The following is a 24,924-nucleotide window of genomic DNA, read 5'->3' on the forward strand; positions in this document are numbered from 1 at the left end:
CATATGTTTCTTATGTATAAAAAACGGGGGAGGCTAGGGGAATTTGGAAGACTCCGGGATTCTGCCTCAGAATTCGTCGCGGCCTGGTGGTTCGCAGGATGCAACCTTCCATCCGAGACAATCTGGCATCACATTGGGGCTGAAGCTATTGAGCCTGGGCCCATTATTGATCCTCATTATGCTCATCGCCGTCGTTAGTTTGATCACGCCGGCTTTTCTAAAGCCCATTAACCTCGGGAACATCCTGGCGCAGACGGCAGTGATTGCCGTTGTGGCAATGGGGCAGCAGCTCGTTATCCTGACGCGCGGGATCGATCTGTCTGTCGGCTCGAATCTTGCGCTCGCGACGGTCATCGGCGGGCTGGTCTACCAGCAGGTTGATTCCGCGATCGTCGTCATTGTGGCCATGCTGCTTGCGGGTGCGGCTGTCGGCGCGGTGAACGGCGTGGTGTTTGTCTATGGGCGGCTGCCACACCCCTTCATCATTACACTCGCGAGCTTGAGTATCTGCCGCGGCCTGGCACTTGCATTGGCGCCCGGCCACACCACCATGCGCGGGATGCCCGATGCAGTGACTGCGATCGGCGGCGGGACGACGCTTGGTGTGCCCAATTCCTTCTTTGTCGTTGCGATGTTCGGGCTACTTTTTCTGATCCTGACGAAGTCGATGGTCTGTGGCCGATGGATCTATGCGGTCGGCGGCGCGCCGAATGCCGCCAGAAGCATGGGTATACCGGTAAAGGGCGTTCTGCTCGCAACCTACATTATCTCAGGCTTTTGCGCAGGTGTCGGCGCGGTGCTACTTGCGGGACGGACCGCCGCCGCCTCGCCGATCTACGGCAATCTTTTGGAGCTCGACACGATTGCTGCGGTGATTATCGGTGGCGCTAGCTTCCTTGGCGGACGAGGCCATCTCGGCCACGCCCTGATCGGCGCCGTGCTGATCGGCGTCATCCGCAACGCCCTTAACCTTCTCGGGGTCGACGTGTTCTTTCAAATGATCGCGATTGGGCTCGTCATCGTTATCGCCGTAGAGGCCGATGTGCTTCGCAATCATCTCGAGGCGCGGGCGCGCGTGCTTCAATCGGCGAGAGTACAATGAACCCTGCATCCACAACACCGGCACTTTCGGTTCGAAACGCGCAGAAGCGCTTTGGCGCGATCCATGCCCTGAAAAATGTAAGCTTTGATGCCTATGCAGGCGAGGTAACCGCTCTCCTGGGGGACAATGGTGCCGGCAAGTCGACGCTCGTCAAATGCATCAGTGGGCTTCATAGTCTCGACGAAGGAGAGATCCTCGTGGATGGTGCGCCTGTATCGCTCCATTCAACGGCGGCCGCCCGCCGCGCCGGTATTGAAACCGTCTATCAGGATCTGGCGCTTTTCGACAACCTGACCCCCGTACAGAATTTCTATTGCGGACGAGAAATCTCTTTCCCCTCCTGGCTGCCGCGTCCGCTCCGCTTCCTCAACACGGGCGTGATGAAGCGGGAAGCAGCAAGTGTCATCGATCGTCTGAAGGTTAAGCTGCCGAGGTTCGACGCGCCGGTCGCGCTGATGTCCGGTGGGCAGCGACAGGCGATCGCGGTCGCGCGCGCCATTGTTTTTGCGCGCAAGCTGGTGGTTCTCGATGAACCAACGGCTGCCCTCGGGCTTCGCGAGTCTCGCCAAGTTCTCGACCTTATCAATCAGCTCAAAGCCGACGGCAATGCCGTGATCATCATCACGCACAATATGGAACATGTCGTCGAAATCGCCGATCGGGCGGTTGTGCTGCGGCAGGGTCGCAAGGTGGGTGAACTGAAGCCGACGGAAGCGAACAAGCAGGACATTGTCGCGATGATTGTCGGGGCGGAGGTTTAAGGGAGATCGCTGCTTCGTCGGGGCAGCGGACAACGAGATCGCTCTAGAGGAGGGCGGTCGAAACATGGGAGGCATATCATGAAACCGCAATCCCTGCTGGGAGCTCTTGCGCTCCTGGCCGTCGCTGCAGTTCCGGCCTTGGCGCAGGAGCCGGTGAAGCTCGGCTTTATAACCAAATTTCCTGTACCGTTCTTCGCCACAATGGAGAACGCCGCAAAGGATTATGCGAAGAGAAATCCCGGCGTCGAGATCATCTACGGGCAGGGGACATCAGCAACCGACATCGAGGGCCAGATTGCCCAGATCGAGTCGATGGTGACACGAGGCGTGCAGGGCATTGCCCTTACCCCCGTCGATCCCACCGTGTCGACTGCCCTGGACAAGGCGGTGGCGGCCGGGATCAAGGTCGTCCTGATGGATAACAATATTCCGGATTGGAACGGCAGGACGGCGCTTGCCACGACCAATAATTTCGCCGCCGGCAAAATCGCCGGCGAATATCTCAAAACTATTCTTAAAGCCGGCGACACGTTCGGGATTCTCGAGGGTGTGCCCGGCGTGCCGGCACTTGATGATCGTGTGAAGGGTATGCTTGAAGGGCTGAATGGTCTTGACGTCAAGATAGTGGGGAAAGGCGCAACAAACTGCACCGAGGAACTCGGGATCAGTGTCGCCGAGGATCTGTTGACGAAGAACCCGGACCTTAAGGCCATTTATGCGGCTTGCGGCCCGCCCGCTGCTGGCGCGGCACGCGCCATCAAGAACGCCGGCATTGCCAACGACAAGATTGTGCTGGTCGGTTTCGACTTCTGCTGCGGCGAAGAGGAGGCGCTGAAGAGTGGGATCGAGGATGCGTCAGTGGCACAGTTCCCCACCAAGATGGCTGAACTCGGTGTGGATGCGCTGGTAAAATCGATTCGTGGAGAGAAGGTTGAGTCTTTGATCGACTCCGGCGCTGCGCTCGTGACGCCTGAGAATATGGCAAAATTCAAGTGAATCATTACCCTCTGCCGACCGCGTAGGCGGCAGAGTCAAACCTCACCCGTTGTCGGGATTGATATCGTCGAACCCTGCGGCCCGGAGCCAGTTTGCTAGTCTGGAGAGCCTATGATACTTCAAGTCGCCGGGTGACCAGAGTGAATATTCTCCTTGCAGCAGCTCCGGGCTGCGGGTCGGAGAACCATCTCAGCCAGAACCTCCGACGGCACTACAGTCGCGTCTGCCGCGCAGCGGATCGCAATATCTAGCGCCGCTGGTTCGGCAGCACGCCGGCGCGTTTGTCGGCTTCGAGCGATGATATGACATCGGCGTAGGGTTCCTGCCGTGCAACGCTCCAGTAGCGCAGCTCGTCGAGCGGGATCTGTTTGCCTGTCATCGCGCAGACGACATAGGAGCCGGGCGAGAGAATCTGGAAATCGCCATCGAGATACCGGATCTTCGCTTCGCGGTTTCCGTGCCCTTCGAACAAATTCATGCGCTCCGTTCCCTGCAGTCTGTCATTAAAGATGTCGCGCAAAAGTGTGCCGCGGTTTTGCGATCACGACATGCGGAACACCAAATGCCTAAAGCGTGGCAAGCGAATCTGAAAGATCGCGACACGCTTTAGTCTGCCTTACTCCCGCAAAGGCTGCTTTTCCAGCTTTTTTAGCTTCTGCCGAAAAGCCGTTCGATATCGCTGAGCTTCAGTTCGATATAGGTCGGCCGTCCGTGGTTGCATTGGCCGGAGCCGGGCGTCACTTCCATTTCGCGGAGCAGCGCGTTCATTTCCTCCGGCCGCAACCGCCGTCCGGAGCGCACCGATCCGTGGCAGGCCATGGTCGCAGCCACATATTCGAGCTTGGCCGACAGGCCGGACGCGGTATCCCATTCGGCAATCTCATCGGCAAGCTGGCGGATGAGACCGCCCGCATCGACCTCGCCGAGCATGGCAGGCGTCTCGCGCACTGCGATAGCACCTGGACCGAAACGCTCGATCGCCAGGCCGAGTTCGGCAAGCTCTACCGCATGCTGCATCAGCCTATCGCAATCCTCTTCGGGAATGTCGACGATCTCGGGGATGAGCAGCACCTGCGACGCCAGCCGCTTCGAATGCAGCGCCTTGCGCATCGCTTCGAAGACCAGCCGCTCGTGCGCGGCATGCTGGTCGACAATGACGAGGCCGTCTTCGGTTTGGGCGACGATGTAGTTCGCATGGATCTGCGCTCGCGCCGCGCCGAGCGGATATCGCGTGATGGATTCCGGGGTTGCCGGCGACATGGAGGGCTGCGGTTCGGCCTGCGCCGTTGGCGTCGAAAGCCCCTCGAAGGAAGCCTGCGGCCGCTCGGCGAAATGTGTGGGCTGCTGGTAGGGCCGGGATGGCGAAGTCTCGGCCGACCATCCGCCCTGCGGCCGCTGCACGTTCGGCTGGAAGCCGGGGCGGAAGGAGCGCAGCATGTCGCTCGCTCCCGTCGTCGCTGCCCGGCTGCCGTCGCGCGCCAAGGCTTCACGGATCGCGCCGACGATCAGCCCGCGCACCAAGCCCGGATCGCGGAAACGCACGTCGGATTTCGCCGGATGCACATTGACGTCGACGAGAGCCGGATCGAGCGTGATCGACAGCACCGCAACCGGATAGCGTCCTGATGGGATCGTCTCGGCATAGGCGCCACGGATCGCCGAGAGGATCAGCTTGTCCTGCACCGGCCGGCCGTTGACGAAGGCATATTGATGGGCGGAGTTGCCACGATTGAAGGTCGGCACGCCGGCAAAGCCGGTGAGCGAGACGTCCTCGCGCTCAGCGTCGAGCGCAATGGCATTGTCGCGGAATTCCTTGCCGAGCACCTGCGCCATGCGCGCCAGGTGATCGTCGCCAGTCGCGGGAAATTCCAGCGTCGTGCGGTCAGAGCCCGACAGCACGAAGCGGACGGCGGGAAAGGCGATCGCCATGCGCTTGACGATTTCGGTGATGGCGCCGGCTTCGGCCTTTTCCGTCTTCAGGAATTTGAGCCGGGCAGGGGTGGCGAAGAACAAGTCCCGCACTTCGACGATCGTGCCGGGATTGGCGGCGGCAGGCCTCAGATGCACGATCTTGCCGCCGGCAACGGCGATCTCGTTACCCTCAGTGCTGTCGCGTCTGCGGCTTGCGATGCTGAGCCTTGCGACGGAGCCGATCGAAGGCAGCGCCTCGCCCCGGAAGCCAAGCGTGCGGATATCCACGAGCGTCTCTGAAATCTTCGAGGTGCAGTGGCGCCGGACCGCCAGTTCGAGATCGGTCGCGTCCATGCCCGAGCCGTTGTCGCTGACGCGCAAGAGCGCCTTGCCGCCGCCAGCTGTGGCGATCTCGATACGCGTCGCACCCGCATCGAGCGCGTTTTCGATCAGTTCCTTGGCAGCGCTCGCAGGCCGTTCGATGACTTCGCCAGCGGCGATCTGGTTAATGAGCGTTTCGGAAAGCTGTCTGATGGCCATGGGTTATTTTCGAGGATTCGCGGGCTGGAGGAAAGGGGGTCGATGGGCTTTCCCGGAACCGTGATCCGGAACTCCGCTAATTTCGGGAACGGGTAATGTTAAGCCGGTTTTAACATAAAAATGGCATTTCTAATCACATACCTCCGGAAGCTGTGAAATCGAACAGATGTGGGACGCAATAGAATGAGTGCCGGCTTCGAAAAGGCGGACACATCATCGGAAACCGACGGGAATTCCGCCGAGGCCGATCTGCAGACGGCGCTTTTCGATGTGGTGTGCGACAGCCTTTCGGCGGCTTTCATCATCTATGACAAGACCGACCATCTGATCTTCGCCAGCCGTCAGATCCTCGAATTCTTTCCGCTGCCACCCGAAATGCTGAAACCGGGCACAAGGCTCCGCGATTTCCTCGGTGCGATCTACGATACCGGCATTCGCCAGCAGTATGACGTCAGGAAGGGCGGTTCGCTCAGCCGCGAAGATTGGCTGTCGCAGAAAATCGCCTCGCATTGGCGCGAGCGCTTCGACGCCGTCGAGCGTCACGGCACCGACAGCTGGGTGCGCTTCGTCAAACGCAGGCTGCCGGGCGGGTACGGCGTCACCATCATTTCTGATATTTCCGAGGACAAGAAGCGCGAAGAGCAATGGCGTTCGGATCTGGAGCGCGTGCAGCTCACAGAGGATATTCTCGACAATCTTCCGTTTCCGCTTTTCGTCAAGGACCGCAACCTCACCTATGTCGCCGTAAACCTCGCCTTCTGCGAGAAATACCAGACGACTGCCGACGAGGTGCTCGGCCGCAAAAGCGGCGATCTTTTTTCCCAGGAGATCGCCAATCGCTTCGAGGAAAGCGATCGTCATGTGCTGGAGACCGGTGAGATGTCCGTCTCCCGCCAGCGCCAGATCTCCCGCGACGGCATCGAGCGCGACATCGTCAGCCGCAAGCACCGCATTGGCAAGCCCGGCCGCTATTTCCTGGTGTCGACCATGCAGGACCTGCCGCGCGACGGTGCCGATCTCGACGAGTTCGACCGGGCGTCCGCGATTACCACGTCAAGCAATCAAAGCTACCGCCGGGCCTATCTGCCGGTGCCGAGCCCCGTCGAGCGGCGCGAACCGGCGGCGATGGAAGCGATCGTTCCGGAAAATTTCTCTGGCCGCAAGATCCTCGTCGTGACTGCCGATCTCGCCGCCGAAACCGCCGCCCTGCGCACGCTGTCGAAATACGGCTTCGAATCCTGCTCAGTGCGCGGCGAGGACGAGGAGGAGCGGTTCCTGGAAATCGCCACCTCCTCCGGCATTTCGCTCGATCTGCTGATCATCGATAACCAGATGGGCATGCGCTGCCTCGAACTCGCCGAGCAATACGGCATCCCGGCGCTCGTCATGGACGGTTTCCAGATCGCCAACGAGCTGACCTTCCAGATCGCCCGCCACTTCAATCGTAATGGCCGCGGCGGCGCCGGTGCGGACACCGATTGGGAGATCAGCACCTCCGACGAGGTGGTCGGCCTGGAGGTTCTCGTCGCCGAGGACAACGATATCAACCAGATCGTCTTTTCGCAGATCCTCGAGGGCCTCGGCTACCGCCATATGATCGCGGCGACCGGCGACGAGGTCGTGCGCCTCTGGGCCGAACACCGGCCGCAGATCGTGCTGATGGATATCTCCCTGCCGGGCTTCAACGGCTTCGAGGCCGCGCGCCTCATTCGCCAGATGGAGGAAGCTGGCGGCGAGGTCCACACCCCGATCATCGGCGTGCTGACCCAGGCCTTCGAGCGTGACCGCACCGAATGCGTTAAATCGGGCATGGACGACGTCATTATGAAACCGGTCAGCCCCGATATGCTCGAGACCGTATTTCAGAAGTATCTAATTGAAGAGGCGATGAGGGCTCGAAACTAATCGAAAGATCGGTCAACTCCCCAGATTTTGGGGAACGTCCGAGCGGCGACGACTGCTGATTTACTATCGAAATGTTAAGACATGCCGGTCATTCTTCGCATGCCTGTGGAGGAAAAGCTTGGGTTTGGATGATGAAATCGGCGGAAATAGCTTTCTTGACCGGCAGTCAGAATGAGCCTCAGGCAATGACCTATACCGATCCGTTGACCGGATTGGGAAACCGCAATCGTATGCGGGAAAAGGTGCAGCAGATTTCCGCCGAGCGGGCCAGCGATCCGGCTCCCTTCACCATCGGCATTGCCAACCTCGACAGCTTCAAGCCGATCAACGATCTTTTCGGCTCGGCCGCCGGCGACGAAATCCTCTGCCAGGTCGCCCATCGCCTCAAGGCCTGCATTCCGGATGGTGCGCTGGTCACCCGCCACGACGGTGACGAATTCGCCTTCGTGCTGCCGCTGATATTCGAACGGGCGAGTGCCGAGAAGTTCGGCCAGATGATCCGCGAGGTCCTGTCGGCGCCTTATGATCTCGGTGATCGCAACGTTCGTCTCTCCGCCTCCTTCGGCTTTTCCATCTACCCCTTTGCGGGCGAGGATTGCGAGGAACTGCTGAAGAGCGCCGAAACCGCGCTCTACCGTTCCAAGCGCCGCGGCCGCGGCCAGATTACTGTCTATTCGCGTGAGATCGCGCAGGAAATGAAGCGCGCGACGCAGTTGGAGCAGGCGCTCAGAAACGCTATCATCTCCGATGCGATCGATGTGCATTTTCAGCCGATCGTCTCCTTGTCCAACAATCAGGTGGTCGGTTTCGAGGCGCTCGCCCGCTGGAACGATCCCGATCTCGGCTTCGTTTCGCCCGGCGTCTTCGTGCCGCTCGCCGAAGAGCGCGGCTTCATCGACGCACTATCGGAGGCGCTGCTGCGCAAGGCTGCCGAAGCAGCACTTTCCTGGCCGCGCGACCTCTTCCTGTCGTTCAATCTCTCCTCGGCCCAGCTGATGGATCCGGGCACAAGCAGCAGCGTCCTGTCGATCCTCGGCCGTGTCGGCCTCGATCCGCATCGCCTGGAGTTGGAGATCACCGAAACCGCGGTCATGGGTTCGGCCGACACCGCTCATCGCATCATCGCTGATCTGCGCGCCGCCGGTGTGCGCATTTCGCTTGACGATTTCGGCACTGGCCAGTCGAGTCTCGGGCGCCTGCGCGACTTCATCTTCGACAAGATCAAGATCGACCGCGCCTTCGTTTCGCGCATCAATTCCGACCGCGCCTCCGAACACATCATCAAGGCGATCCTTGCCATGTGCGAAGGCCTGGAACTAGAAGTCGTCGCGGAGGGCATCGAGGATTATGCCGAAGCGGTGAAATTGCGCACGCTCGGCTGCGGCATGGGGCAAGGCTATCACTTCGGCCGGCCGGCCGATGGAATAGCCACGCTGCGCTTCCTGCACGAGAATTACTACGACTCAGCCATGACCGAGCGTGTCAGCGCGTAGAGATTTCCGAGTCGTTCGCGGAAACAAAGCAATGGCGCCCCTAGGAGCGCCATCGCCTACGCTATACTACCGCGCGCGCGGATTTACTTAGCCGTGGTCGAGCCGGTTGCCGTGGTATCGGTGCCGGTCGCGGCTGGAGCCTTTTCAGCCGACTGCATTGCCAGCGTCTTGAACTCAGGTGCGGCCTTCAGCGATTCGGCCGTTTCGCTCGTCGTCAGCTTGACGCTGCCGTCCTGCGTGTTCTGGGCGACGGTGATCTTTTCCATCGGCACGGCGACGTTCTTTTCGCCAATGCCGAGGAAACCGCCCACGCCGATGATCGCAGCGACAAGGCCGCCATCCTTCTTCATGATCAGGTCGTTGACGCTGCCGATGCTTTCATTGTTGCCATTATAGACCGACTGGCCAATGTAGGTATTGGCGCTGATCTGGTCCGGAGCCTGCTCTGTGATGTAGCCGGCCTGAGCCGTATCGGCTGTCGGTGCCGGAGCGGGAGCCTGTGCGGCATCGCCTGCGGGCTTCGTGACATCAGGGGTTATCGGCGGCTTGGGTGCTGCCGGATCAGCCGGAGCTGCCTGCGTCGGAGCGGCGGGATCCGCCGGCTTTGGGGCCGCCTGCGAAAATGCCGCCGGTGCGAAAGCCGTGGCAAACAGGGCGCCAGCGGCAACAGTCGTCAGAAGTTTGCTTGTCATTTCGAACCTGCCTTTTCATTTCCCTAGAGTAATCGCTGACCCGGCAAGGCTCATTTTGGGCATGCTTACCGTGTCGGTTCGAAGAGGAAATGACTGGTGTGCAGATTGGTTCCGGCTGAAAACACGGAAAATTTCTCGATTTTCACGGAACATTTATCGAGAAGCCGGCAACGAAAAGCAAAAGGCGCCCCGGTCCGGAGCGCCTCTCGTTGCCGCCGGCAAACGACATTCAGATGACGTAGACGGGGTCGAATATGCCTTTGACCTCGATGCCAAGCTCCAGAAGCGCGCCGGCGCTGGGCTGCGCCGAACGAGCATGCTCGTCGAGCCCTTCCCAGGCGGTGGTCACTGCCAGCCGGTCAGCGTTGGCGCCGATGAAAGCCGGGCAGGAGGGCTGCACGGCCGGAACCTTGTAGCGCGAAATGCGCAGGCCATCGGGATTGTAGCGGTCGACGACGCCGGCGCCCCAGCGTGCATTCCAGATATAACCATCGGCATCGACCACCGAACCGTCGATATCGCCTGGTTCGTTCATGCTGTCGACGAGCACGATCGGCTCGCCCGAGGGCAGGCCGGTCTGCGGATCGACCATGACGCGCATCAGCCGGTTGATGCGGGAATCCGTGTAATAGCCGGTCGTGCCGTCAGGCGAGAAGCAGATCGAATTTGGGATGCTGATGCCGTTGAAGATCTTCGTCACCTTGCCGCTAGCGACATGATAGATGGCGCCGGCCTGGTTTTCCGCCCGCTTGCTCATCGTGCCGATCCAGAGCGCGCCGGAGGGATGGGTGCGTCCGTCGTTCGAACGGTTTTCCGGCTTGTCGTTTTCGAGCGCGGCGTAGAAGGTGAGGTTGCCGCTGGCCACGTCACGCACGAAAAGCCCTTCCTCCGTCGCGATCAGTTGCCGTCCGGCGTCGATGCGGGCAAGCACGCTCGCCATGACGGGCAGCGGGTGCACCTTCTTCTGCCCGCTCGAAAGATTGAGCTCGTGCAGTTCCTTACCGAGAATGTTGAACCACCAGACGGTATTGCTGTCCGGATCATAGGTCGGGCCTTCGCCGAGAACGGAATTGGTGTTGCAAAGGGTCTTGCCCTCGAAATCGTAGATATCGGTCATACGTTCACGCTCCCAATGGCTGCATCATAGGCGTAAATGGTCGCCTTGGCGCGCTCGGCAACCTCTGACGCGGTCATTCCGGGTTTGTAGATGCTGGTGCCGAGGCCGAAGGAGAAGATGCCGGCCTTGGTGTAATCGCCGAAATTCTTGTCCGATACGCCGCCCACAGCGGCAATCGTGAGCTCCGGCGGCAGGATGGCCCGGATCGCTGTGATGCCGGAAGGACCGAGTACGCTGGCAGGAAAGAATTTGAGGCCGGTGGCGCCAGCGCGCGCTGCCGCCAGCGCCTCGGTCGGCGTGAAGACACCGGGCATCGTCACCATGCCGTATTGGCGCGCCCGGATGATCACCTCAGGCTCGACATTCGGCGTGACGAGCAGTTTGCCACCGGCCGCGTTCAGGCTGTCGACCGCTTCGGCCGTCAGCACGGTGCCGGCGCCGATCAGCACGTCGGCCGGCGCCATCTTCACGGCGATCTCGATGGATTTGAACGGCTCCGGCGAATTCAGCGGGATCTCGATCGCCGTCAGGCCGTTTTCGATCAGGGCGCCGACGACGCTCTCGGTCTCTTCAGGCCTGATGCCGCGAAGGATTGCGATCAGCGGGCGCTTCATGTCGGGGAAGGAGATGCGGTTCATCGTGTCAGCTTTCTCAATTCGGCCAGATGGCTTCGGCCGCGGCCGAAAGCCCGCGGCGCACGGCGGCGTCCGCATCAATGGCGGTGAAGGCAAGGGAGAGAGTTCTGAAGGCCTGTTCGTAGAGCGCTTGCAGGCGCCCGGAGGCGACGAGGGTGATGCCTGTGCCGCTTGGCGCATCCTGCAACGCGCCGGCGATCTCGAGGCCGATCAGCGTGCCGGAAAGCCGGGCTTGCGCGGCAGCGGCCGAAATCCCGTGCAGGAGCTGGCCCGAGCGGGCGGTAAAGAGCAGGTTGGAGGCAAGCGCCGGGCGCGCGAAAGCGGCCGACACCGCCGCCTCGAAGGCTGCCGCGTCGACCGGCTGCTCTTCGGCACCTGCTACAGCATGCGACAGGATCGTGTGTTTGCTGACCGCATCAAAAAGCTCGCCGGTCATGAAGGTCGAAAAACCGGTGACTTTGCCGTTGCTCACATGCACCCATTTCGAATGGGTGCCCGGCATGCAGACCGCTTGCGCGCCGGAACTTGCGGAGCCAAGCGCGCCGAGAAGCTGGGTTTCCTCGCCGCGCATGACGTCGGGAGTGGCGGTATCCCGCTGGGCAAGGCCTGGCAATATGCGTATGTCGCGACTTTCCCCAGGCACCGAGACGGCGCCGGTCAGGATCGCGGCGAGCGGGGCCGGCACGTCGATATAACCGGCCTCGACCCAGCCCTGTCTTGCGCCCGCCATGCCGCAGATGATGACCGGCAGGCTTTCCGGTGCCTCGATGGCGGCAAGATGGCCGGCGAGCACTTGGGAAAAGCCGGTCTTTGCCGCGCTAGTCATGCCTTCGCCGCTGCGGCGTTCGGCAAGGATGGCGCCATCCTTGCCGATCAGCCACAGCCGAAAGCTGCTGGTGCCCCAGTCGACCGCCACATAAGCGGGATTTACCATTACAGAACGCCTCCATCGACAATCAGGGACTGGGCGGTCATTGCCGCCGCGCAGTCGGATGCAAGAAACAGACAAGGACCGACGATCGCATCGGCCGTGAGTGCGACTTTCAGGCACTGCTGCTCCACCGAGCGCGCGATGCTCTCCTCGGTCAGCCAGAGCTGCATCTGCCGTTCGGTGACGACCATGCCCGGCAGGATGCAGTTGACCCGGATATTCTCAGGCCCGAGCCTGCCAGCCATGCTCTTCGTCAACCCGACGACCGCTGCCTTCGCTGCGGCATAGGAGGGGAACCCGCCCATATTCAGCTTGAAGGCGATCGATGACATATTGACGATCGCCCCGCCGCCGGCTGCCCGCATCGACGGCGCCACCGCCTGCGACGTAAAGAAGACGTGCCGCAGGTTGACCGCCTGGTTGTTATCCCAATAGGCCTCGGTTACTTCGTCGAATTCATGACGGTCGTCCCAGGCGGCATTGTTGACCAGCACGCGGATCGGCCCGGAGGTCGCAACGACGCTATCGACCGTAGATCGGATCGCCTCGACGTCGCGCAGGTCGGCATGGTGAAAGGAGACGGGATGCGTCGTTTCCCGCGACAGCCTTTCGGCAAGCGCGCCGCCTGCGGCTTCTGCGATATCGATGAAGGAGACTTTGGCGCCTTGCCGGGCAAAACCTTCGACGATCGCGGCACCTATGCCCGACCCGCCGCCGGTCACGAGCACGGTGCGGTCTCTGAATTCGGGAAATTGTGCTGGCATTACGGTTAACGTCTCCTCCCGGCGGGTTGTTCCATTATTCGGAACTTAATTTGACTATATGGAATTATCGAATTATGCTGCCCTTTCTGTCAAGGGCGGACGAGGCGATGGATTCAAACCGTGATGGTATAATGCAGGCACGCGAGACCGGCACGCTCGGCAAGCTGATGGTGCTGCTCGACCTCGTCACCCACGCCGATGCGCCGCTGCGCTTCACCGATATTCTCTCCCTTGCTGGCCAGCCGCGCGGCACGCTGCACCGCCAGCTGGGTCACCTGGTTGAGGAAGGGCTGATCGAGGTCGACGTCGACGGCCGCTACGCTCCCGGCCTGCGCCTTCTCGATTTCGCCGCGCGCAGCTGGGCGCGCAACGAATTCCGTCTCATTGCAGAACCGCATCTCGCCGATCTGCAGCAGGCGACCGGCGAGACGGTCCATCTCGGTGTGCTCAGGGGCTCGTCGATCATCTACCTCGATAAGGTCGAAGGCCGCCAGCCGGTGCGGATGTATTCGCAGATCGGCAACGCTTCACCCTGTTACTGCACCGGCGTCGGCAAGGCCGCGCTTTCCAGGCTTCCGGCCGAAAGCCTCGCCAATCTGCTGGCCGATTTGAGCTTTACCCGATTTACCGCCTCCACCCATGTTTCGGCTGAAACCCTGCTCGCCGAGATCCGTGAGATCGCCGATCTCGGGTATGCCTTCGACCGTGAAGAGCACGAGGCCGGCATCCGCTGCGTCGCCGCGCCCATCTGGTCGGAGGACCGGACTTTTATCGGCGGGGTGTCGATTACCGGCCCGGCCTATCGATTGTCGATGGAACTTCTGCGCCAATGGGCCGTTCCGGTTCAACTGGCGGCCGGGAGGATCATGGAAGGCATGCGCATTCGTCTTGGTCCGCGCCGTTGACGGGAAAAAATCGCCGTCCGCCGGCTCCTGGACGGGATCGCAGAGCATGCTTATGATGAGCGCGATATTGAGATTTGCCGGCGAATCACCACAACTAGAACGGTCCGCGAAATCTACAACCGTTCAACGGCCATACGCTGAAACGCCGAGGCCGATCCCATGTGATCCAAAGCGGTCGTCATTCCCTGATGCAATCGAAACACCCATGGGGTTTCGTAAATGGTTTGCCGGCCGCTGGGCCGAAGATGAAGAAATGTGATGGCACACTTGTCGCAAACATCCCCCGAAGAAGACGATTATGTTCAGGAAATAGCGGGCCTGAAGACCCAGTTCGATATTTTCCGTTTCATGAAACGCGTGACGGAAGCCTATCGCAGCCGTGCCTTCATGGTTCTCAACCTGCCGCCGATCACCTCTTTCGATCTTCAGGGCAGCACCGTCATCACCAGCTGGCCGGCTGAGCTACTGGCGCTCTACGACCAGGAAGGCCTGATGGTGAACAGCCCGGTTCTCAGACGCCTCAGAACATCGGCGCGGCCCTTCTCCTTCGACATGTCGCGGCAGAGTTGGCCGCGGGACGATGGCAAGTCCATCCTCGTCACCTCCCTGTTCGAACGTTTCAAGATGATGCGCTCCGCCTACTTCCCGACACACGAGCCCTCCGGCCTGCGCGGCGCCGTCTCTTTCGCGGGCGATCGCGAACCCTTCAGTGCGGCCGAAATGCGCGAGCTGTGCTATATCGCCATCCATGTCTTCGACAGGCTCGCCGAGATCCGCCATCTCGACACGCGCATGACCGATACGCTGACCGACCGCGAGATCGATTGCCTCAACTGGACGGCGGCCGGCAAGACCAGTGCCGAAATCGCCGAGATTCTCACGCTGTCCGAGCACACGGTCAATCACTACCTCAACCGCGCCACCAAGAAGCTCGACACGGTCAATCGCACCCAGGCCGTCGCCAAGGCGCTGCGGATCGGCCTGATCAAATAAGGTGCAAAAAGGCACGGCGTGCTATCGCCTTTCGCCCAGCGTATAGGCACGTTTTCTCGCAAGGGAACAATCCCACGCGTGTTTGCCCTATTCCTCCGGATTTTCCATCTGGCACGCTTTCTGCATCTCCTTTGCCAGAGGTCCAGAGGGGACTTTAATGACCAGCGCCAGGAAATGGCGCGGCCGACACATCGCTGCCCGACGCCGATACTGCACTCCTCCGGCGCTTCGGCGTCGGGGGCGATTGTTGCGTTTTCGCACCGCTCCTTTCGCAGCTGTTTGCAATTTCGGCTTTCTCCATCATTTTTTGCTGGTCTTTTTTTCGGCTTACTCTAGTTCGCCCGCATTGCGCCGGTACTCAGGGGAGACCGTTGCGGCCATCAGGGCGAAAGCCCGGCGGACTTGATGGCCGCAACGGAACGCGAATTTCACCGCTGCTCTCCTGAGTGCCCGGCAAATCGATTTTCCGGCCGATGATTTTGTTTGGCGAAGGCGTGCGCCTCCACTATCTCTACTGCATAATTTTAGCCTTGATCGGAATCGATCAAGGCTAAAATTATGCAGCAATTTAAAGTGCTACAGCGTCCTTTGCGCGTCTTGAAAAACGCGCGGCACTGTAGTCTGCGAGAAGAAGCAGTGAGGGTGGAATGGCCGACGTCACCAAGGAACAGGTTCTCGAAACGCTGAAGACCGTGCGTGGACCGGATCTCGAGCACGATATCGTCGAGCTCGGTATGGTTTCCGACGTCTTCATCTCCGATGGCAAGGTCTATTTCTCCATCACCGTTCCGGCCGAGCGCGCAAGGGAGCTGGAGCCGATGCGGCTCGCTGCCGAGCGCGTCATCAAGGAAATGCCGGGGGTCAAGGGCGCTCTCGTCACGCTGACGGCGGACAAGAAGGCGGCCGCCGCAGCTCCTGCTGCGCGTCCGGCGCCGAACCCGCCCCACGGCCATGCCGGCCACGATCATTCGCACGATCATCAGGGCCATGCGCACGCCCCGCAGCAACAGACCCCGCGCACGGGCAAGATCGGCGTTCCCGGCATCGGCGCCATCATCGCCGTCGCATCAGGCAAGGGTGGGGTCGGCAAGTCGACCACCGCCGTCAACCTCGCGCTCGGCCTTTTGGCCAACGGTCTGCGCGTCGGCATTCTCGATGCCGATATCTACGGACCGTCCATGCCGCGTTTGCTGAAGATATCGGGCCGCCCGACGCAGATCGACGGCCGCATCATCAATCCGATGGAGAATTACGGCCTCAAGGTCATGTCGATGGGCTTTCTCGTCGATGAGGAGACAGCGATGATCTGGCGGGGGCCGATGGTCCAGTCGGCACTGCTGCAGATGCTGCGCGAAGTCGCCTGGGGCGAGCTTGACGTCCTCGTCGTCGACATGCCGCCCGGTACCGGTGACGCGCAGCTGACCATGGCCCAGCAGGTGCCGCTCGCCGGCGCCGTCATCGTCTCGACGCCGCAGGATCTGGCCCTGATCGATGCCCGCAAGGGCCTCAACATGTTCCGCAAGGTCGAGGTGCCGGTCCTCGGCATCGTCGAGAACATGAGCTATTTCATCGCCCCGGACACCGGCACCCGCTACGACATCTTCGGTCATGGCGGCGCCCGCAAAGAGGCCGAGCGCATCGGCGTGCCCTTCCTCGGCGAAGTGCCGCTGACGATGAACATCCGCGAAACTTCCGATGCCGGAACGCCGCTGGTTGCCTCCGAGCCGAACGGCATCGTCGCCGGCATCTATCGCGGCATCGCTACCAAGGTCTGGGAGCAGCTCGCCGGCCAGTCACAGCGCCCTGCGCCAACGATCGTCTTCGAATAATGCATGTCGCCCGGAAGTGTGAAGCGGTTCCGGGATAACGACATGCGTAAAATATAGGCTCCCGATACCCGAATCGCTGCGGCCGATACCCCAAATTGTGGGGGAAGCGTGGTGAAAAGCCGCGCTTCACGGAAGATGTCTTGATTATTTCATGGCTTTGCTTCATATGCCGCGGCGCCATGATGGCGTTGCAGCAGATGCTCGATGACGGCCGCCTTCGTTTCGAAGGGTCCGGTCCGCCTGCAGGTTCGGAGTTGTCTTGTCGATCGAAGGATTGGTAACTGCGATGCGGTGGAGCAGAATGCGCATGCCGGTCCGAAAGACTGGATGCAGCCGGAGTTATATGAGCTTTCTTGATCCGCTTCCGTTTCGATCGATGACGAGCGACCGTCGCGTTGCTGCGCTCGCGGCCGCATGGAAAGGCTTTCGATGAAGAGGGCAACGGCCACGAAGCCGCGTGAGCATCGGAGATTGTGCCGGTGATCACCGCTTACTGTTCCAATTGCAGGTCGATCGAGATCCGCGATCTCTCGAAGGGCGCGTCCGTGCCCGAGGATGTCGTATGGATCGACATGGTCGAGCCGACCCGCGACGAGGAGCTTTATGTCGAGAAGGTTCTCGGCATCGAGGTTCCGACCCGCGACGACCTCAAGGATATCGAGCCCTCCGCACGCCTCTATGTCGAAAACGACGCCGTGTTCATGACGGCCTCGCTGCTTTCGAAAGCCGATACCGAAGCGCCGATGCTGACTGACGTCGCCTTCATCCTGGCCAGAAACCGGCTGGTCACCATCCGTTACGCTCATCCTAAATCCTTTGCGCTGTTCATCGCCGCCCTTCACCGGCTGCCGGAAAACTGGCGCAATGGCACGGCCCTCCTCGCCAAGCTCTTGGAGACGATCGTCGACCGCACTGCCGAGATCCTCGAGGTCTCCGTCTCGCGTATCGACATCCTGTCGATGCATGTCTTCGGCGACCGGGCCAGGAAGGTGCGCAGGCCCTCGAACTATCTCGAGGAGAAGCTGAGGGATATCGCCGGCCATCACCGGACGATCAGCAAACTGCGCGACAGCCTCGGTTCGCTTTTCCGCCTGCTGACCTTCTTTCACACTGTCCCGGCGATCCAGCAGGACCGCGAGGCGAAAGATCTCTGCCGCACCGTCTCACGCGATGTTCAGTCGCTGTCGGAGCACGCTTCCTTCGTCGCCGCCAACATCACCTTTTTGCTCGACGCTTCGCTCGGACTGATCAACATCGAGCAGAACTCGATCATCAAGATTTTCTCGATCGCATCCGTGGTGTTCTTGCCGCCGACGCTGGTCGCCTCCATCTATGGCATGAACTTTCAGGTCATGCCGGAACTGACCTGGGTCGCGGGTTATCCCTATTCGCTGACCCTGATGGTGATCTCAGCCATCATTCCCTTTTTCTTTTTCCGCTGGAAAGGCTGGCTCTGAGGAGCCTGTTGAAATTTCATGTCCGAAGAGAGCCATCAGCACGAACGTCATATGACGCCGAGAAAGCTGTTTTATCTCGCGCTGGGTTCGGTCGGCGTCGTCTACGGCGATATCGGCACGAGCCCTCTCTACGCCTTTCGCGAAGCGTTGAAGCCCGTGGCCCACGACGGCCTCACCCGTTTTGAGGTCATCAGCCTGATCTCGCTGATGATCTGGGCGCTGACGATCATCGTCACCATCAAATATGTGCTCTTCCTGCTGCGCGCAGACAACGAGGGTGAGGGTGGCACACTGTCGCTGCTTGCCCTTCTGATGAAGACCGCCAACGGCCATACCGCCTTGTTGATGCTGCTCGGCCTGATGGGTGCGGCACTCTTCCTCGGCGATGCGATGATTACGCCGGCGCTTTCGGTGTTGTCGGCGGTCGAGGGCCTCAAGCTCGTCACGCCCAGCCTTTCGGAATATATCGTGCCGATTTCGGTGGTGATCCTGGCGCTGCTCTTCGTCGTGCAGTCGCGCGGCACCGGCGCCGTTGCGAAGTTCTTCGGCCCGATCACCGCCGTCTGGTTCATCGTCATAGCCGCCGCCGGCGTATCGCATATCTCGGATGATTACGGCATCCTTGCCGCCTTCAATCCTTATTATGCGGTCAGCTTCCTGCTGCATGAGGGTTTCTACGGCGTCGTCGTGCTCGGCGCCGTCTTCCTGACGGTGACGGGTGCCGAGGCGCTTTATGCCGATCTCGGTCACTTCGGCCGCCGCCCGATCCAGTGGGCCTGGTTCGCGCTGGTGTTCCCGTCGCTGACGCTGAACTATCTCGGTCAGGGCGCTCTCGTTCTCGGCAAGCCGGAAACGATGTCCGATCCCTTCTATCTGATGTTTCCGCAATGGGCGCTGCTGCCGGTCGTCATCCTTGCCACCGCTGCGACGATCATCGCCAGCCAGGCTGTCATAACAGGCGCCTTTTCTCTGGTGCGCCAGGGCATCAACCTCGGTTTCCTGCCGCGCATGGAAATCCTCTTCACCTCCGAAACCAACACCGGGCAGATCTTCGTGCCTTCGGTGAACGCCGTACTGTTCATCGGCGTCATTTTCCTGGTCCTGAGCTTCAAAACCTCGGACGCGCTGGCGACCGCCTATGGCATCTCCGTTACCGGCGCCATGGTCGTCACCTCGATCATGGCCTTCGAATTCGTCCGCGTCCGCTGGAACTGGTCGCTGCCGGTTGCCATCATCGCCCTCGCCCCGCTGGTCGCGCTCGAAATGATCTTCCTCGGCGCCAACCTGCTGAAGATCCACGACGGCGGCTATATCCCGATCCTGATCGCCACGGCCTTTACCGTCATCATGTGGACCTGGCGCCGCGGCACGGCGATCCTGATGGAAAAGACCCGCCACACCGACATTCCGCTCACCTCCTTCGTCAGCTCGATCGAGCGCAAGAGCGAGCATTCGCCGGCCCAGGTTCCCGGCACCGCGATCTTCCTGACCAGCGATCCGGAATCGGCGCCCGCCGCCTTGCTGCATAATCTTAAGCACAACCACGTGCTCCATGACCGCAACGTCATCCTGACGATCCGCACCGTCAACAAGCCGCGCGTCCCGGGTCACGACCGCTACAAGGTCGAGCAGATTTCCGAGCGCTTCTCCCGCGTTGAGTTGCTGTTCGGCTTCATGGAATCGCAAAATGTCTCGCAGGCGTTGGCGACGCTGCGCAAGACGGGGCTGAAGTTCGACATCATGTCGACGTCCTTCTATCTCGGACGCCGCAAGCTGGTGCCGGACGCCAAGTCCGGCATGCCTTATTGGCAGGACCGGCTTTACATCGCGCTCGCCAATGCCGCCGCCAATCCCTCGGACTACTTCCGTCTGCCGGCGAATCGCGTGGTGGAACTGGGCTCGCACGTCATTATTTGATGTGTGGAACGGGGGGCGCGGTTTGAGGCCCTAACTCTGTGATGCTTCCGGATTTTTGGTCTTCGCGATGAAGACCCCGCCCCAAACCCGCCCGGGGTCGAGCCACAGGTCTCGACCCGTCCTCTGGACCCCCACAAGGGGGAGGGGCTTAACCTGCATATCTGCGACGTTTCGAGTGGAACGAGCGGGCGCTCCGGGTTAGTCCCTCCCCGTGTGGGGAGGGGACTTTCGCAAGGAAATATCGCCCGCATTAGAATATCCAAAAATTCTCACGGTCACATTCCGGCACGCTCCGTTAACCGGACGTCAAGGTTAATGCGAGATTTTCAAGGGAATGTTCCCGCGTCCCATGCCCGGAGTTCGTGTTGCGTCGCAAGAGCCCTTTCCGTAGCAAGCTGCGTCTTCTTCCCGAGAACTGGGTGTCGCCAGCGATCTTCGGTCTTGCCGGCTGGCTGATTTTCCCAAGTGTCGCATCCCACGCCGATCTTGCCGCCATGCTCGCGGGTCTCGACCGCGAAGGCGGGAACTGGCGCATGGTGCTGACCAATTCTCCCGCCGGCTCCATCCACCAGGCCGAACTGGCTTTCGCCGAGCCTGATGTGACGGGGTCGATCTCCGCCGGCGCCGGCATGGTGCTGCCCGATGGCCGCAAGGTCGCCTTCACCGGGAAGGACAAGGGCCACGAGGACACGCCGGACGAGGATCGCGTCAAGCGCTCCACCAAGAAGGGCCGCATCGTCGCCGTCGAGAAGATGCAGCCGCCGAAGGACTTTTCCGCCGGCTCCATTCTCGAGCGCACCAAGATGCTCTTCACGCCGAGCTTCGATCTCAAGGAGAGGTCGGCCTTCGTCAAGCCGAAGATCCGGGGCAAGGAGATCGAGATCGCCACTTCTTTCTATAAGAAGAAGCCTGTCGTCACCGACAACGACGTGCCGGCGATGCTCGCAAGCCTCGTCACCAGCAACAAGGCCGATGTGCTTGCCACCGCCTACGCGCCGCCCGCCCCCGATTATGCCCGCCAGTCGCCGTTCGATTCCATCCTGACCGACCAGGGGGAGGGCCGCTTCGTCCCGGAGATCGGCCCGCGCGATCACGCCTGGGCCGCAAGTGTGTTGCCGCCGAGCGTCTTTTCCGCCGGCGAACAGCAATGCCTTGCCTCCGGCATCTATTTCGAAGCGCGGGGAGAATCGGTGAAGGGCCAGGCGGCCGTCGCCCAGGTCATTCTCAACCGCGTCCGCAACCCCGCCTATCCCAAGACGATCTGCGGCGTCGTTTACCAGAACGAGGATTGGCGCAACCGCTGCCAGTTTTCCTTCGCCTGCGACAGCATCAAGGACAGGGTGAATTCGGAATATCACTGGCGAGTCGCCCGTGACGTGGCGATGGCGGTGACTGCCGGCAAGATCTGGCTGCCGCAGGTTGGCTCGGCAACGCATTATCACGCCGTCTATGTCAGACCGAAATGGGCAAAGACCATGGAAAAGGTCGGCCGCATCGGTCTCCACGTCTTCTATCGTACCTATGGCGGCGGCTGGAGCTGAGATAAACCGCCTGGGCCAGCGGATTTCCGACCCTTAAAAGCGGTTTCTTTCAATCGAATTTGGGCAATCGACCGGATATCGGCCTAAATTATTGATTCGATGGAATTATTTTCTGGCTGGACAGAAGCCGCCTACGCCTTGACTATACCAATCCCTAAAACTATGTTGCGCGCGACTTCAGAACGGGCCGGAAGGGTTTCAACCCTCGTGTCCGGGGTCCGAATGACCGGGGTAGCGGGAGTACGGGCGACGGGCAAGCGAGGAGGGATCCATGGCGGATGACCGCGAGGAAAGTCTTGAGAAGCGCCGTGCGCGATTGGAAGCGGAACTCGCGACCAAGCGTGTTGAGGCGGGAGCGGATGATGCAAGCGAGGCTCGTGCCGAGGTAAGCCGCAAAGGCTATGCCCAGGCTATGAAGCTTTCCAGCGAGTTCATTGCCGCGATCGTCGTCGGTGCTGTTCTAGGCTATCTCCTCGACCGTTTTGTCGGCACGGCGCCTTGGGGTTTGATTGTTCTTCTGCTTCTCGGATTTTGTGCCGGCGTTCTGAACGTGCTGCGTTCGGCGGGGGTGGTGGCCCATCCCCTGGAAGGCAACGACGACAAGAAATGAGGACCGGTTTCCCGGTCCAGTGCAATGACCCCGTGTCCTACGGGCCAAAGAGAGAGAACAAGCGGTGTCCAACGATCCGACTCATCAGTTCCAGATCTTCAAGATTGTGCCGATTGAAATCGGCGGGATTGATTTCTCGTTCACCAACGCGTCGCTCTTCATGGCCGCTTCGGCCGCCGTTGCCGTAGGTTTCCTCTATTTCGCGACCTCGAACCGCGCCATCGTGCCGGGCCGTTCGCAGTCGATCGCGGAAATGTCCTATGAATTCATTGCCAACATGCTGAAGGAAGGCGCGGGCAAGCAGGGAATGAAGTTCTTCCCGCTGGTCTTTTCGCTCTTCATGTTCGTGTTGACGGCGAACTTGCTTGGCATGTTCCCGTATTTCTTCACGGTCACCAGCCAGATCATCGTCACGTTCGCGCTGGCGATCCTCGTCATCGGTACGGTTCTCGTCTACGGCTTCTATAAGCATGGCTTCCACTTCCTAAATGTCTTCGTGCCGTCGGGCGTGCCGGGTCTTCTGCTGCCGCTTGTTGTCGCGATCGAAATCATCTCCTTCCTCTCCCGTCCGATTTCCCTGTCGGTTCGTCTTTTCGCCAACATGCTCGCCGGTCACATTACGCTCAAAGTGTTCGCAGGCTTCGTCGCCTCGCTCGGAGCCCTGGGCGCTCTCGGTGTCGGCGGCGCCGTTCTTCCCCTCATCATGACCGTCGCCCTGACCGGTCTCGAGTTCCTCGTCGCCTTCCTTCAGGCTTACGTCTTTGCGGTACTGACTTGCATGTACCTTAACGACGCAATCCATCCGGGCGGGCACTAAGGATAACGACATCGACGTCAAAGGGCGTCAGTCATTCGCCGCAACAACCATTTCAAAGGAGTTCAACATGGAAGCGGAAGCAGCAAAGTACATCGGTGCAGGCCTGGCTTGCTTTGGTATGGCCGGTACGGCTCTCGGCCTCGGCAATATCTTCGGCAGCTACCTGTCCGGCGCTCTGCGCAATCCGTCTGCCGCTGACAGCCAGTTCGGCCGTCTGGTATTCGGCTTCGCCGTTACGGAAGCTCTGGGCATCTTCTCGCTGCTCGTCGCTCTCCTCCTCCTCTTCGCCGTCTGATATCGGCGAATAGATGGATCACGGCCTGCGGACCGCAAGCCGTGATCCTTTGCATTTGCAGTCCACCTGGAGGTGAGCATGTTTTTTGTGACCCCGGCTTACGCTGAAGAAGCACCGGCGGCAGCGACCGGCACGGATGCGCATGCCGCTCCGGCCGCAGGCGAGGTCCATACCGAGACCGGCGTTGCCGAAGGCGAACACGCCCGTGGCCCGTTCCCGCCTTTCGATTCGACGACCTATGCGTCCCAGCTGCTCTGGCTGGCGATTACGTTCGGCGTCTTCTACCTCCTTATGCAAAAGGTCATTGCGCCGCGCATCGGGGCCATCCTCGACCAGCGCCACACGCGCATCTCTCAGGACCTGGAAGAGGCCAGCCGCCTGAAGGCGGAGGCCGACGCCGCCGTCCGGACCTATGAAGGTGAACTGGCCGCTGCCCGCGCCAAATCGCATGCGATCGGCTCTGCCGCGCGTGACGCTGCCAAGGTCAAGGCCGAAGAGGATCGTCGCGCTGTCGAGGCGAGCCTGTCGGAAAAGATCAAGGCTGCCGAAGCCCGTATCGCCGACATCAAGGCGAAGGCTTTCGCCGACGTCGGTACCATTGCCGAGGAAACGGCCTCTGCGGTCGTCGAGCAGCTGATCGGCGGCACCGTCGCCACGGCCGATGTCGCAGCCGCGGTTGCGGCTGCCAAGAAGGAGGCTTGATCGATGGAATTTCACTTTGACGCGACTTTCTTCGCTTTTGTCGGGCTCGTCCTCTTCCTGGCGCTCGTCGTCTACCTGAAGGCTCCGGGCATGATGGCGAAGTCGCTCGACGATCGCGCCGACCAGATCCGCAACGAATTGGCCGAAGCCAAGCGCCTGCGCGAAGAGGCCCAGCATCTGCTTGCCGAATACCAGCGCAAGCGCAAGGAAGCTGAAGCCGAGGCGGCTCATATCGTCGCTGCCGCCGAGCGCGAAGCCGAAATGCTGACCGCCGAAGCGAAGAAGAAGACGGAAGAATTCGTCGGCAACCGCACGGCGCTTTCCGAGCAGAAGATCAAGCAGGCCGAGGCCGATGCGATGAAGGCGGTGCGTTCCGCCGCCGTCGATCTGGCGATCGCGGCTGCAGAAACGGTGCTTGCCAAGCGGGCCGATGCCAAGGTCCAGTCCGAGCTCTTCGGCAATGCCGTCAGCCAGGTCAAGACGCGGCTCAACTGAGCGGTTTCGAATGGAATGAGATTAAAGGCCGGGCTTGTCCCGGCCTTCAGACTGCTGACAAACCCCTGGCACCGTCCAGGGGTTTATGATTCATTGGGACATGTTGAAGAAACCTGCCCCCACCCAGACGGCTCTTGAGATGGTGACGCTCGATAGCCTGGTGCCGAAGGATCACCTGCTTCGCAAGATCGACGCGGTGATCGACTTTTCCTTCATCCACGATCGCGTTGCGGGGCTTTATTGCGCCGACAACGGCCGCCCACCGCTCGATCCGACCTTGATGTTCAAGGCGCTGTTCATTGGCTACCTGTTCGGCATCCGCTCGGAGCGTCAGCTGGTGCGCGAGATCGAGGTCAACGTCGCCTATCGCTGGTTTCTGCAGATGAAGCTGACGGACGGTGTGTTTGACGCCTCGACGCTGTCGCAGAACCGCCGCCGGCGCTTCAACGACACGAGCGTGGCGCAGGACATTTTTGACCACATCGTCGAGCAGGCGATCCGTCATGGCCTGGTGGA

Annotated in this window: 24 protein-coding genes; 17 read left to right on the forward strand and 7 right to left on the reverse strand. The window is 60.8% G+C overall.

The annotated features are described in order from the left end of the window. The first annotated feature begins 43 nt into the window (after positions 1-43). The 3 genes from EFB14_RS29385 (at position 44) to EFB14_RS29395 (ending at position 2,859) form a co-directional block, all read left to right on the forward strand. Entirely contained in the window at positions 44-1,102 is a 1,059-nt protein-coding gene (locus EFB14_RS29385; RefSeq protein ID WP_183605220.1) for an ABC transporter permease, read from the forward strand. Next, on the forward strand, positions 1,099-1,863 hold the full coding sequence (locus EFB14_RS29390) for an ATP-binding cassette domain-containing protein (RefSeq protein WP_125843894.1): 765 nt from the start codon (positions 1,099-1,101) through the stop codon (positions 1,861-1,863). The genes EFB14_RS29385 and EFB14_RS29390 overlap by 4 nt, the downstream gene beginning before the upstream one ends. A gap of 78 nt (positions 1,864-1,941) precedes the next feature. Continuing rightward, on the forward strand, positions 1,942-2,859 hold the full coding sequence (locus EFB14_RS29395) for a sugar ABC transporter substrate-binding protein (RefSeq protein ID WP_126830131.1): 918 nt from the start codon (positions 1,942-1,944) through the stop codon (positions 2,857-2,859). Positions 2,860-3,106: 247 nt separating this feature from the next. On the opposite strand, the gene EFB14_RS29400 is transcribed toward EFB14_RS29395, so the two are convergent. Together EFB14_RS29400 and mutL are read right to left on the reverse strand one after the other, a co-directional pair. After that, the gene (locus EFB14_RS29400) at positions 3,107-3,337 is read right to left on the reverse strand and encodes a DUF2093 domain-containing protein (protein ID WP_126830133.1); all 231 of its coding nucleotides are present in this window, start codon (positions 3,335-3,337) and stop codon (positions 3,107-3,109) included. A 170-nt stretch (positions 3,338-3,507) separates the two neighbouring features. Next, positions 3,508-5,310, reverse strand: a complete 1,803-nt coding sequence (mutL, locus tag EFB14_RS29405) for a DNA mismatch repair endonuclease MutL (protein ID WP_126830135.1) — start codon at positions 5,308-5,310, stop codon at positions 3,508-3,510. A 183-nt stretch (positions 5,311-5,493) separates the two neighbouring features. On the opposite strand from mutL, the gene EFB14_RS29410 reads away from it, so the two are divergent. Together EFB14_RS29410 and EFB14_RS29415 are read left to right on the forward strand one after the other, a co-directional pair. Beyond that, positions 5,494-7,215, forward strand: a complete 1,722-nt coding sequence (locus tag EFB14_RS29410) for a response regulator (protein WP_125843898.1) — start codon at positions 5,494-5,496, stop codon at positions 7,213-7,215. 128 nt (positions 7,216-7,343) lie between these two features. Next, positions 7,344-8,708 (forward strand): putative bifunctional diguanylate cyclase/phosphodiesterase, encoded by a 1,365-nt coding sequence (locus EFB14_RS29415; RefSeq protein ID WP_126830137.1) that lies wholly within the window; start codon positions 7,344-7,346, stop codon positions 8,706-8,708. Between the two features lie 83 nt (positions 8,709-8,791). Here the strand turns inward: EFB14_RS29415 and EFB14_RS29420 are convergent, their stop codons facing one another. The 5 genes from EFB14_RS29420 to EFB14_RS29440 all read right to left on the reverse strand — a co-directional run bounded on the left by EFB14_RS29420 (position 8,792) and on the right by EFB14_RS29440 (position 12,847). Then, the gene (locus tag EFB14_RS29420; RefSeq protein ID WP_125843900.1) at positions 8,792-9,400 is read right to left on the reverse strand and encodes a PRC-barrel domain-containing protein; all 609 of its coding nucleotides are present in this window, start codon (positions 9,398-9,400) and stop codon (positions 8,792-8,794) included. Between the two features lie 229 nt (positions 9,401-9,629). Beyond that, complete coding sequence (locus EFB14_RS29425) at positions 9,630-10,517, reverse strand: SMP-30/gluconolactonase/LRE family protein (protein ID WP_125843901.1); 888 nt, start codon at positions 10,515-10,517, stop codon at positions 9,630-9,632. After that, positions 10,514-11,155 (reverse strand): 2-dehydro-3-deoxy-6-phosphogalactonate aldolase, encoded by a 642-nt coding sequence (locus EFB14_RS29430; protein WP_125843902.1) that lies wholly within the window; start codon positions 11,153-11,155, stop codon positions 10,514-10,516. The genes EFB14_RS29425 and EFB14_RS29430 overlap by 4 nt, the downstream gene beginning before the upstream one ends. Positions 11,156-11,168: 13 nt before the next feature. Further along, positions 11,169-12,086 (reverse strand): 2-dehydro-3-deoxygalactonokinase, encoded by a 918-nt coding sequence (locus EFB14_RS29435; protein WP_126830139.1) that lies wholly within the window; start codon positions 12,084-12,086, stop codon positions 11,169-11,171. Continuing rightward, a complete protein-coding gene (locus tag EFB14_RS29440) occupies positions 12,086-12,847 on the reverse strand; it encodes an SDR family NAD(P)-dependent oxidoreductase (RefSeq protein ID WP_126830141.1) in 762 nt (253 codons plus the stop codon). The genes EFB14_RS29435 and EFB14_RS29440 overlap by 1 nt, the downstream gene beginning before the upstream one ends. Before the next feature lie 107 nt (positions 12,848-12,954). On the opposite strand from EFB14_RS29440, the gene EFB14_RS29445 reads away from it, so the two are divergent. The 12 genes from EFB14_RS29445 to EFB14_RS29510 all read left to right on the forward strand — a co-directional run. Continuing rightward, positions 12,955-13,752 (forward strand): IclR family transcriptional regulator, encoded by a 798-nt coding sequence (locus EFB14_RS29445; RefSeq protein WP_125843905.1) that lies wholly within the window; start codon positions 12,955-12,957, stop codon positions 13,750-13,752. A 258-nt stretch (positions 13,753-14,010) separates the two neighbouring features. After that, positions 14,011-14,745 carry a LuxR family transcriptional regulator gene (locus tag EFB14_RS29450; RefSeq protein WP_125843906.1) on the forward strand — a complete coding sequence of 245 codons (735 nt, stop codon included), beginning with the start codon at positions 14,011-14,013 and terminating at the stop codon, positions 14,743-14,745. 647 nt (positions 14,746-15,392) lie between these two features. Next, positions 15,393-16,574: an Mrp/NBP35 family ATP-binding protein gene (locus EFB14_RS29460; RefSeq protein ID WP_125843907.1), complete on the forward strand. Its 1,182-nt coding sequence runs from the start codon at positions 15,393-15,395 to the stop codon at positions 16,572-16,574. Positions 16,575-17,053: 479 nt separating this feature from the next. Beyond that, entirely contained in the window at positions 17,054-18,031 is a 978-nt protein-coding gene (locus EFB14_RS29470; RefSeq protein WP_125843908.1) for a magnesium transporter CorA family protein, read from the forward strand. 18 nt (positions 18,032-18,049) lie between these two features. Beyond that, positions 18,050-19,948: a potassium transporter Kup gene (locus EFB14_RS29475; protein ID WP_125843909.1), complete on the forward strand. Its 1,899-nt coding sequence runs from the start codon at positions 18,050-18,052 to the stop codon at positions 19,946-19,948. 365 nt (positions 19,949-20,313) lie between these two features. Further along, positions 20,314-21,489 (forward strand): cell wall hydrolase, encoded by a 1,176-nt coding sequence (locus EFB14_RS29480; protein ID WP_125843910.1) that lies wholly within the window; start codon positions 20,314-20,316, stop codon positions 21,487-21,489. A gap of 271 nt (positions 21,490-21,760) precedes the next feature. Further along, positions 21,761-22,099, forward strand: coding sequence for an AtpZ/AtpI family protein (locus tag EFB14_RS29485; protein ID WP_125843911.1), 339 nt, complete (start codon positions 21,761-21,763; stop codon positions 22,097-22,099). A gap of 64 nt (positions 22,100-22,163) precedes the next feature. Beyond that, positions 22,164-22,916, forward strand: a complete 753-nt coding sequence (locus EFB14_RS29490) for a F0F1 ATP synthase subunit A (protein ID WP_125843912.1) — start codon at positions 22,164-22,166, stop codon at positions 22,914-22,916. Between the two features lie 67 nt (positions 22,917-22,983). Further along, complete coding sequence (locus EFB14_RS29495; RefSeq protein ID WP_003545854.1) at positions 22,984-23,211, forward strand: F0F1 ATP synthase subunit C; 228 nt, start codon at positions 22,984-22,986, stop codon at positions 23,209-23,211. A 78-nt stretch (positions 23,212-23,289) separates the two neighbouring features. Beyond that, the gene (locus EFB14_RS29500; protein ID WP_125843913.1) at positions 23,290-23,913 is read left to right on the forward strand and encodes a F0F1 ATP synthase subunit B; all 624 of its coding nucleotides are present in this window, start codon (positions 23,290-23,292) and stop codon (positions 23,911-23,913) included. A gap of 3 nt (positions 23,914-23,916) precedes the next feature. After that, positions 23,917-24,408: a F0F1 ATP synthase subunit B gene (locus EFB14_RS29505; protein ID WP_126830144.1), complete on the forward strand. Its 492-nt coding sequence runs from the start codon at positions 23,917-23,919 to the stop codon at positions 24,406-24,408. 100 nt (positions 24,409-24,508) lie between these two features. Beyond that, on the forward strand, positions 24,509-24,924 hold a 416-nt coding region (locus EFB14_RS29510), incomplete at its 3' end, for a transposase (RefSeq protein ID WP_164737608.1).

The organism is Rhizobium fabae, assembly GCF_003985135.1.
GTDB lineage: Bacteria > Pseudomonadota > Alphaproteobacteria > Rhizobiales > Rhizobiaceae > Rhizobium > Rhizobium pisi.

Excerpts from the sequence above, each read along its gene's own strand:
- EFB14_RS29390 (WP_125843894.1), top strand. The coding sequence starts at position 1,099 with ATGAACCCTGCATCCACAACACCGGCACTTTCGGTTCGAAACGCGCAG.
- EFB14_RS29395 (WP_126830131.1), top strand. The coding sequence starts at position 1,942 with ATGAAACCGCAATCCCTGCTGGGAGCTCTTGCGCTCCTGGCCGTCGCT.
- EFB14_RS29400 (WP_126830133.1), bottom strand. The coding sequence starts at position 3,337 with ATGAATTTGTTCGAAGGGCACGGAAACCGCGAAGCGAAGATCCGGTAT.
- mutL (WP_126830135.1), bottom strand. The coding sequence starts at position 5,310 with ATGGCCATCAGACAGCTTTCCGAAACGCTCATTAACCAGATCGCCGCT.
- EFB14_RS29410 (WP_125843898.1), top strand. The coding sequence starts at position 5,494 with ATGAGTGCCGGCTTCGAAAAGGCGGACACATCATCGGAAACCGACGGG.
- EFB14_RS29415 (WP_126830137.1), top strand. The coding sequence starts at position 7,344 with ATGATGAAATCGGCGGAAATAGCTTTCTTGACCGGCAGTCAGAATGAG.
- EFB14_RS29420 (WP_125843900.1), bottom strand. The coding sequence starts at position 9,400 with ATGACAAGCAAACTTCTGACGACTGTTGCCGCTGGCGCCCTGTTTGCC.
- EFB14_RS29425 (WP_125843901.1), bottom strand. The coding sequence starts at position 10,517 with ATGACCGATATCTACGATTTCGAGGGCAAGACCCTTTGCAACACCAAT.
- EFB14_RS29430 (WP_125843902.1), bottom strand. The coding sequence starts at position 11,155 with ATGAACCGCATCTCCTTCCCCGACATGAAGCGCCCGCTGATCGCAATC.
- EFB14_RS29435 (WP_126830139.1), bottom strand. The coding sequence starts at position 12,086 with ATGGTAAATCCCGCTTATGTGGCGGTCGACTGGGGCACCAGCAGCTTT.
- EFB14_RS29440 (WP_126830141.1), bottom strand. The coding sequence starts at position 12,847 with ATGCCAGCACAATTTCCCGAATTCAGAGACCGCACCGTGCTCGTGACC.
- EFB14_RS29445 (WP_125843905.1), top strand. The coding sequence starts at position 12,955 with ATGGATTCAAACCGTGATGGTATAATGCAGGCACGCGAGACCGGCACG.
- EFB14_RS29450 (WP_125843906.1), top strand. The coding sequence starts at position 14,011 with ATGGCACACTTGTCGCAAACATCCCCCGAAGAAGACGATTATGTTCAG.
- EFB14_RS29460 (WP_125843907.1), top strand. The coding sequence starts at position 15,393 with ATGGCCGACGTCACCAAGGAACAGGTTCTCGAAACGCTGAAGACCGTG.
- EFB14_RS29475 (WP_125843909.1), top strand. The coding sequence starts at position 18,050 with ATGTCCGAAGAGAGCCATCAGCACGAACGTCATATGACGCCGAGAAAG.
- EFB14_RS29485 (WP_125843911.1), top strand. The coding sequence starts at position 21,761 with ATGGCGGATGACCGCGAGGAAAGTCTTGAGAAGCGCCGTGCGCGATTG.
- EFB14_RS29495 (WP_003545854.1), top strand. The coding sequence starts at position 22,984 with ATGGAAGCGGAAGCAGCAAAGTACATCGGTGCAGGCCTGGCTTGCTTT.
- EFB14_RS29500 (WP_125843913.1), top strand. The coding sequence starts at position 23,290 with ATGTTTTTTGTGACCCCGGCTTACGCTGAAGAAGCACCGGCGGCAGCG.
- EFB14_RS29505 (WP_126830144.1), top strand. The coding sequence starts at position 23,917 with ATGGAATTTCACTTTGACGCGACTTTCTTCGCTTTTGTCGGGCTCGTC.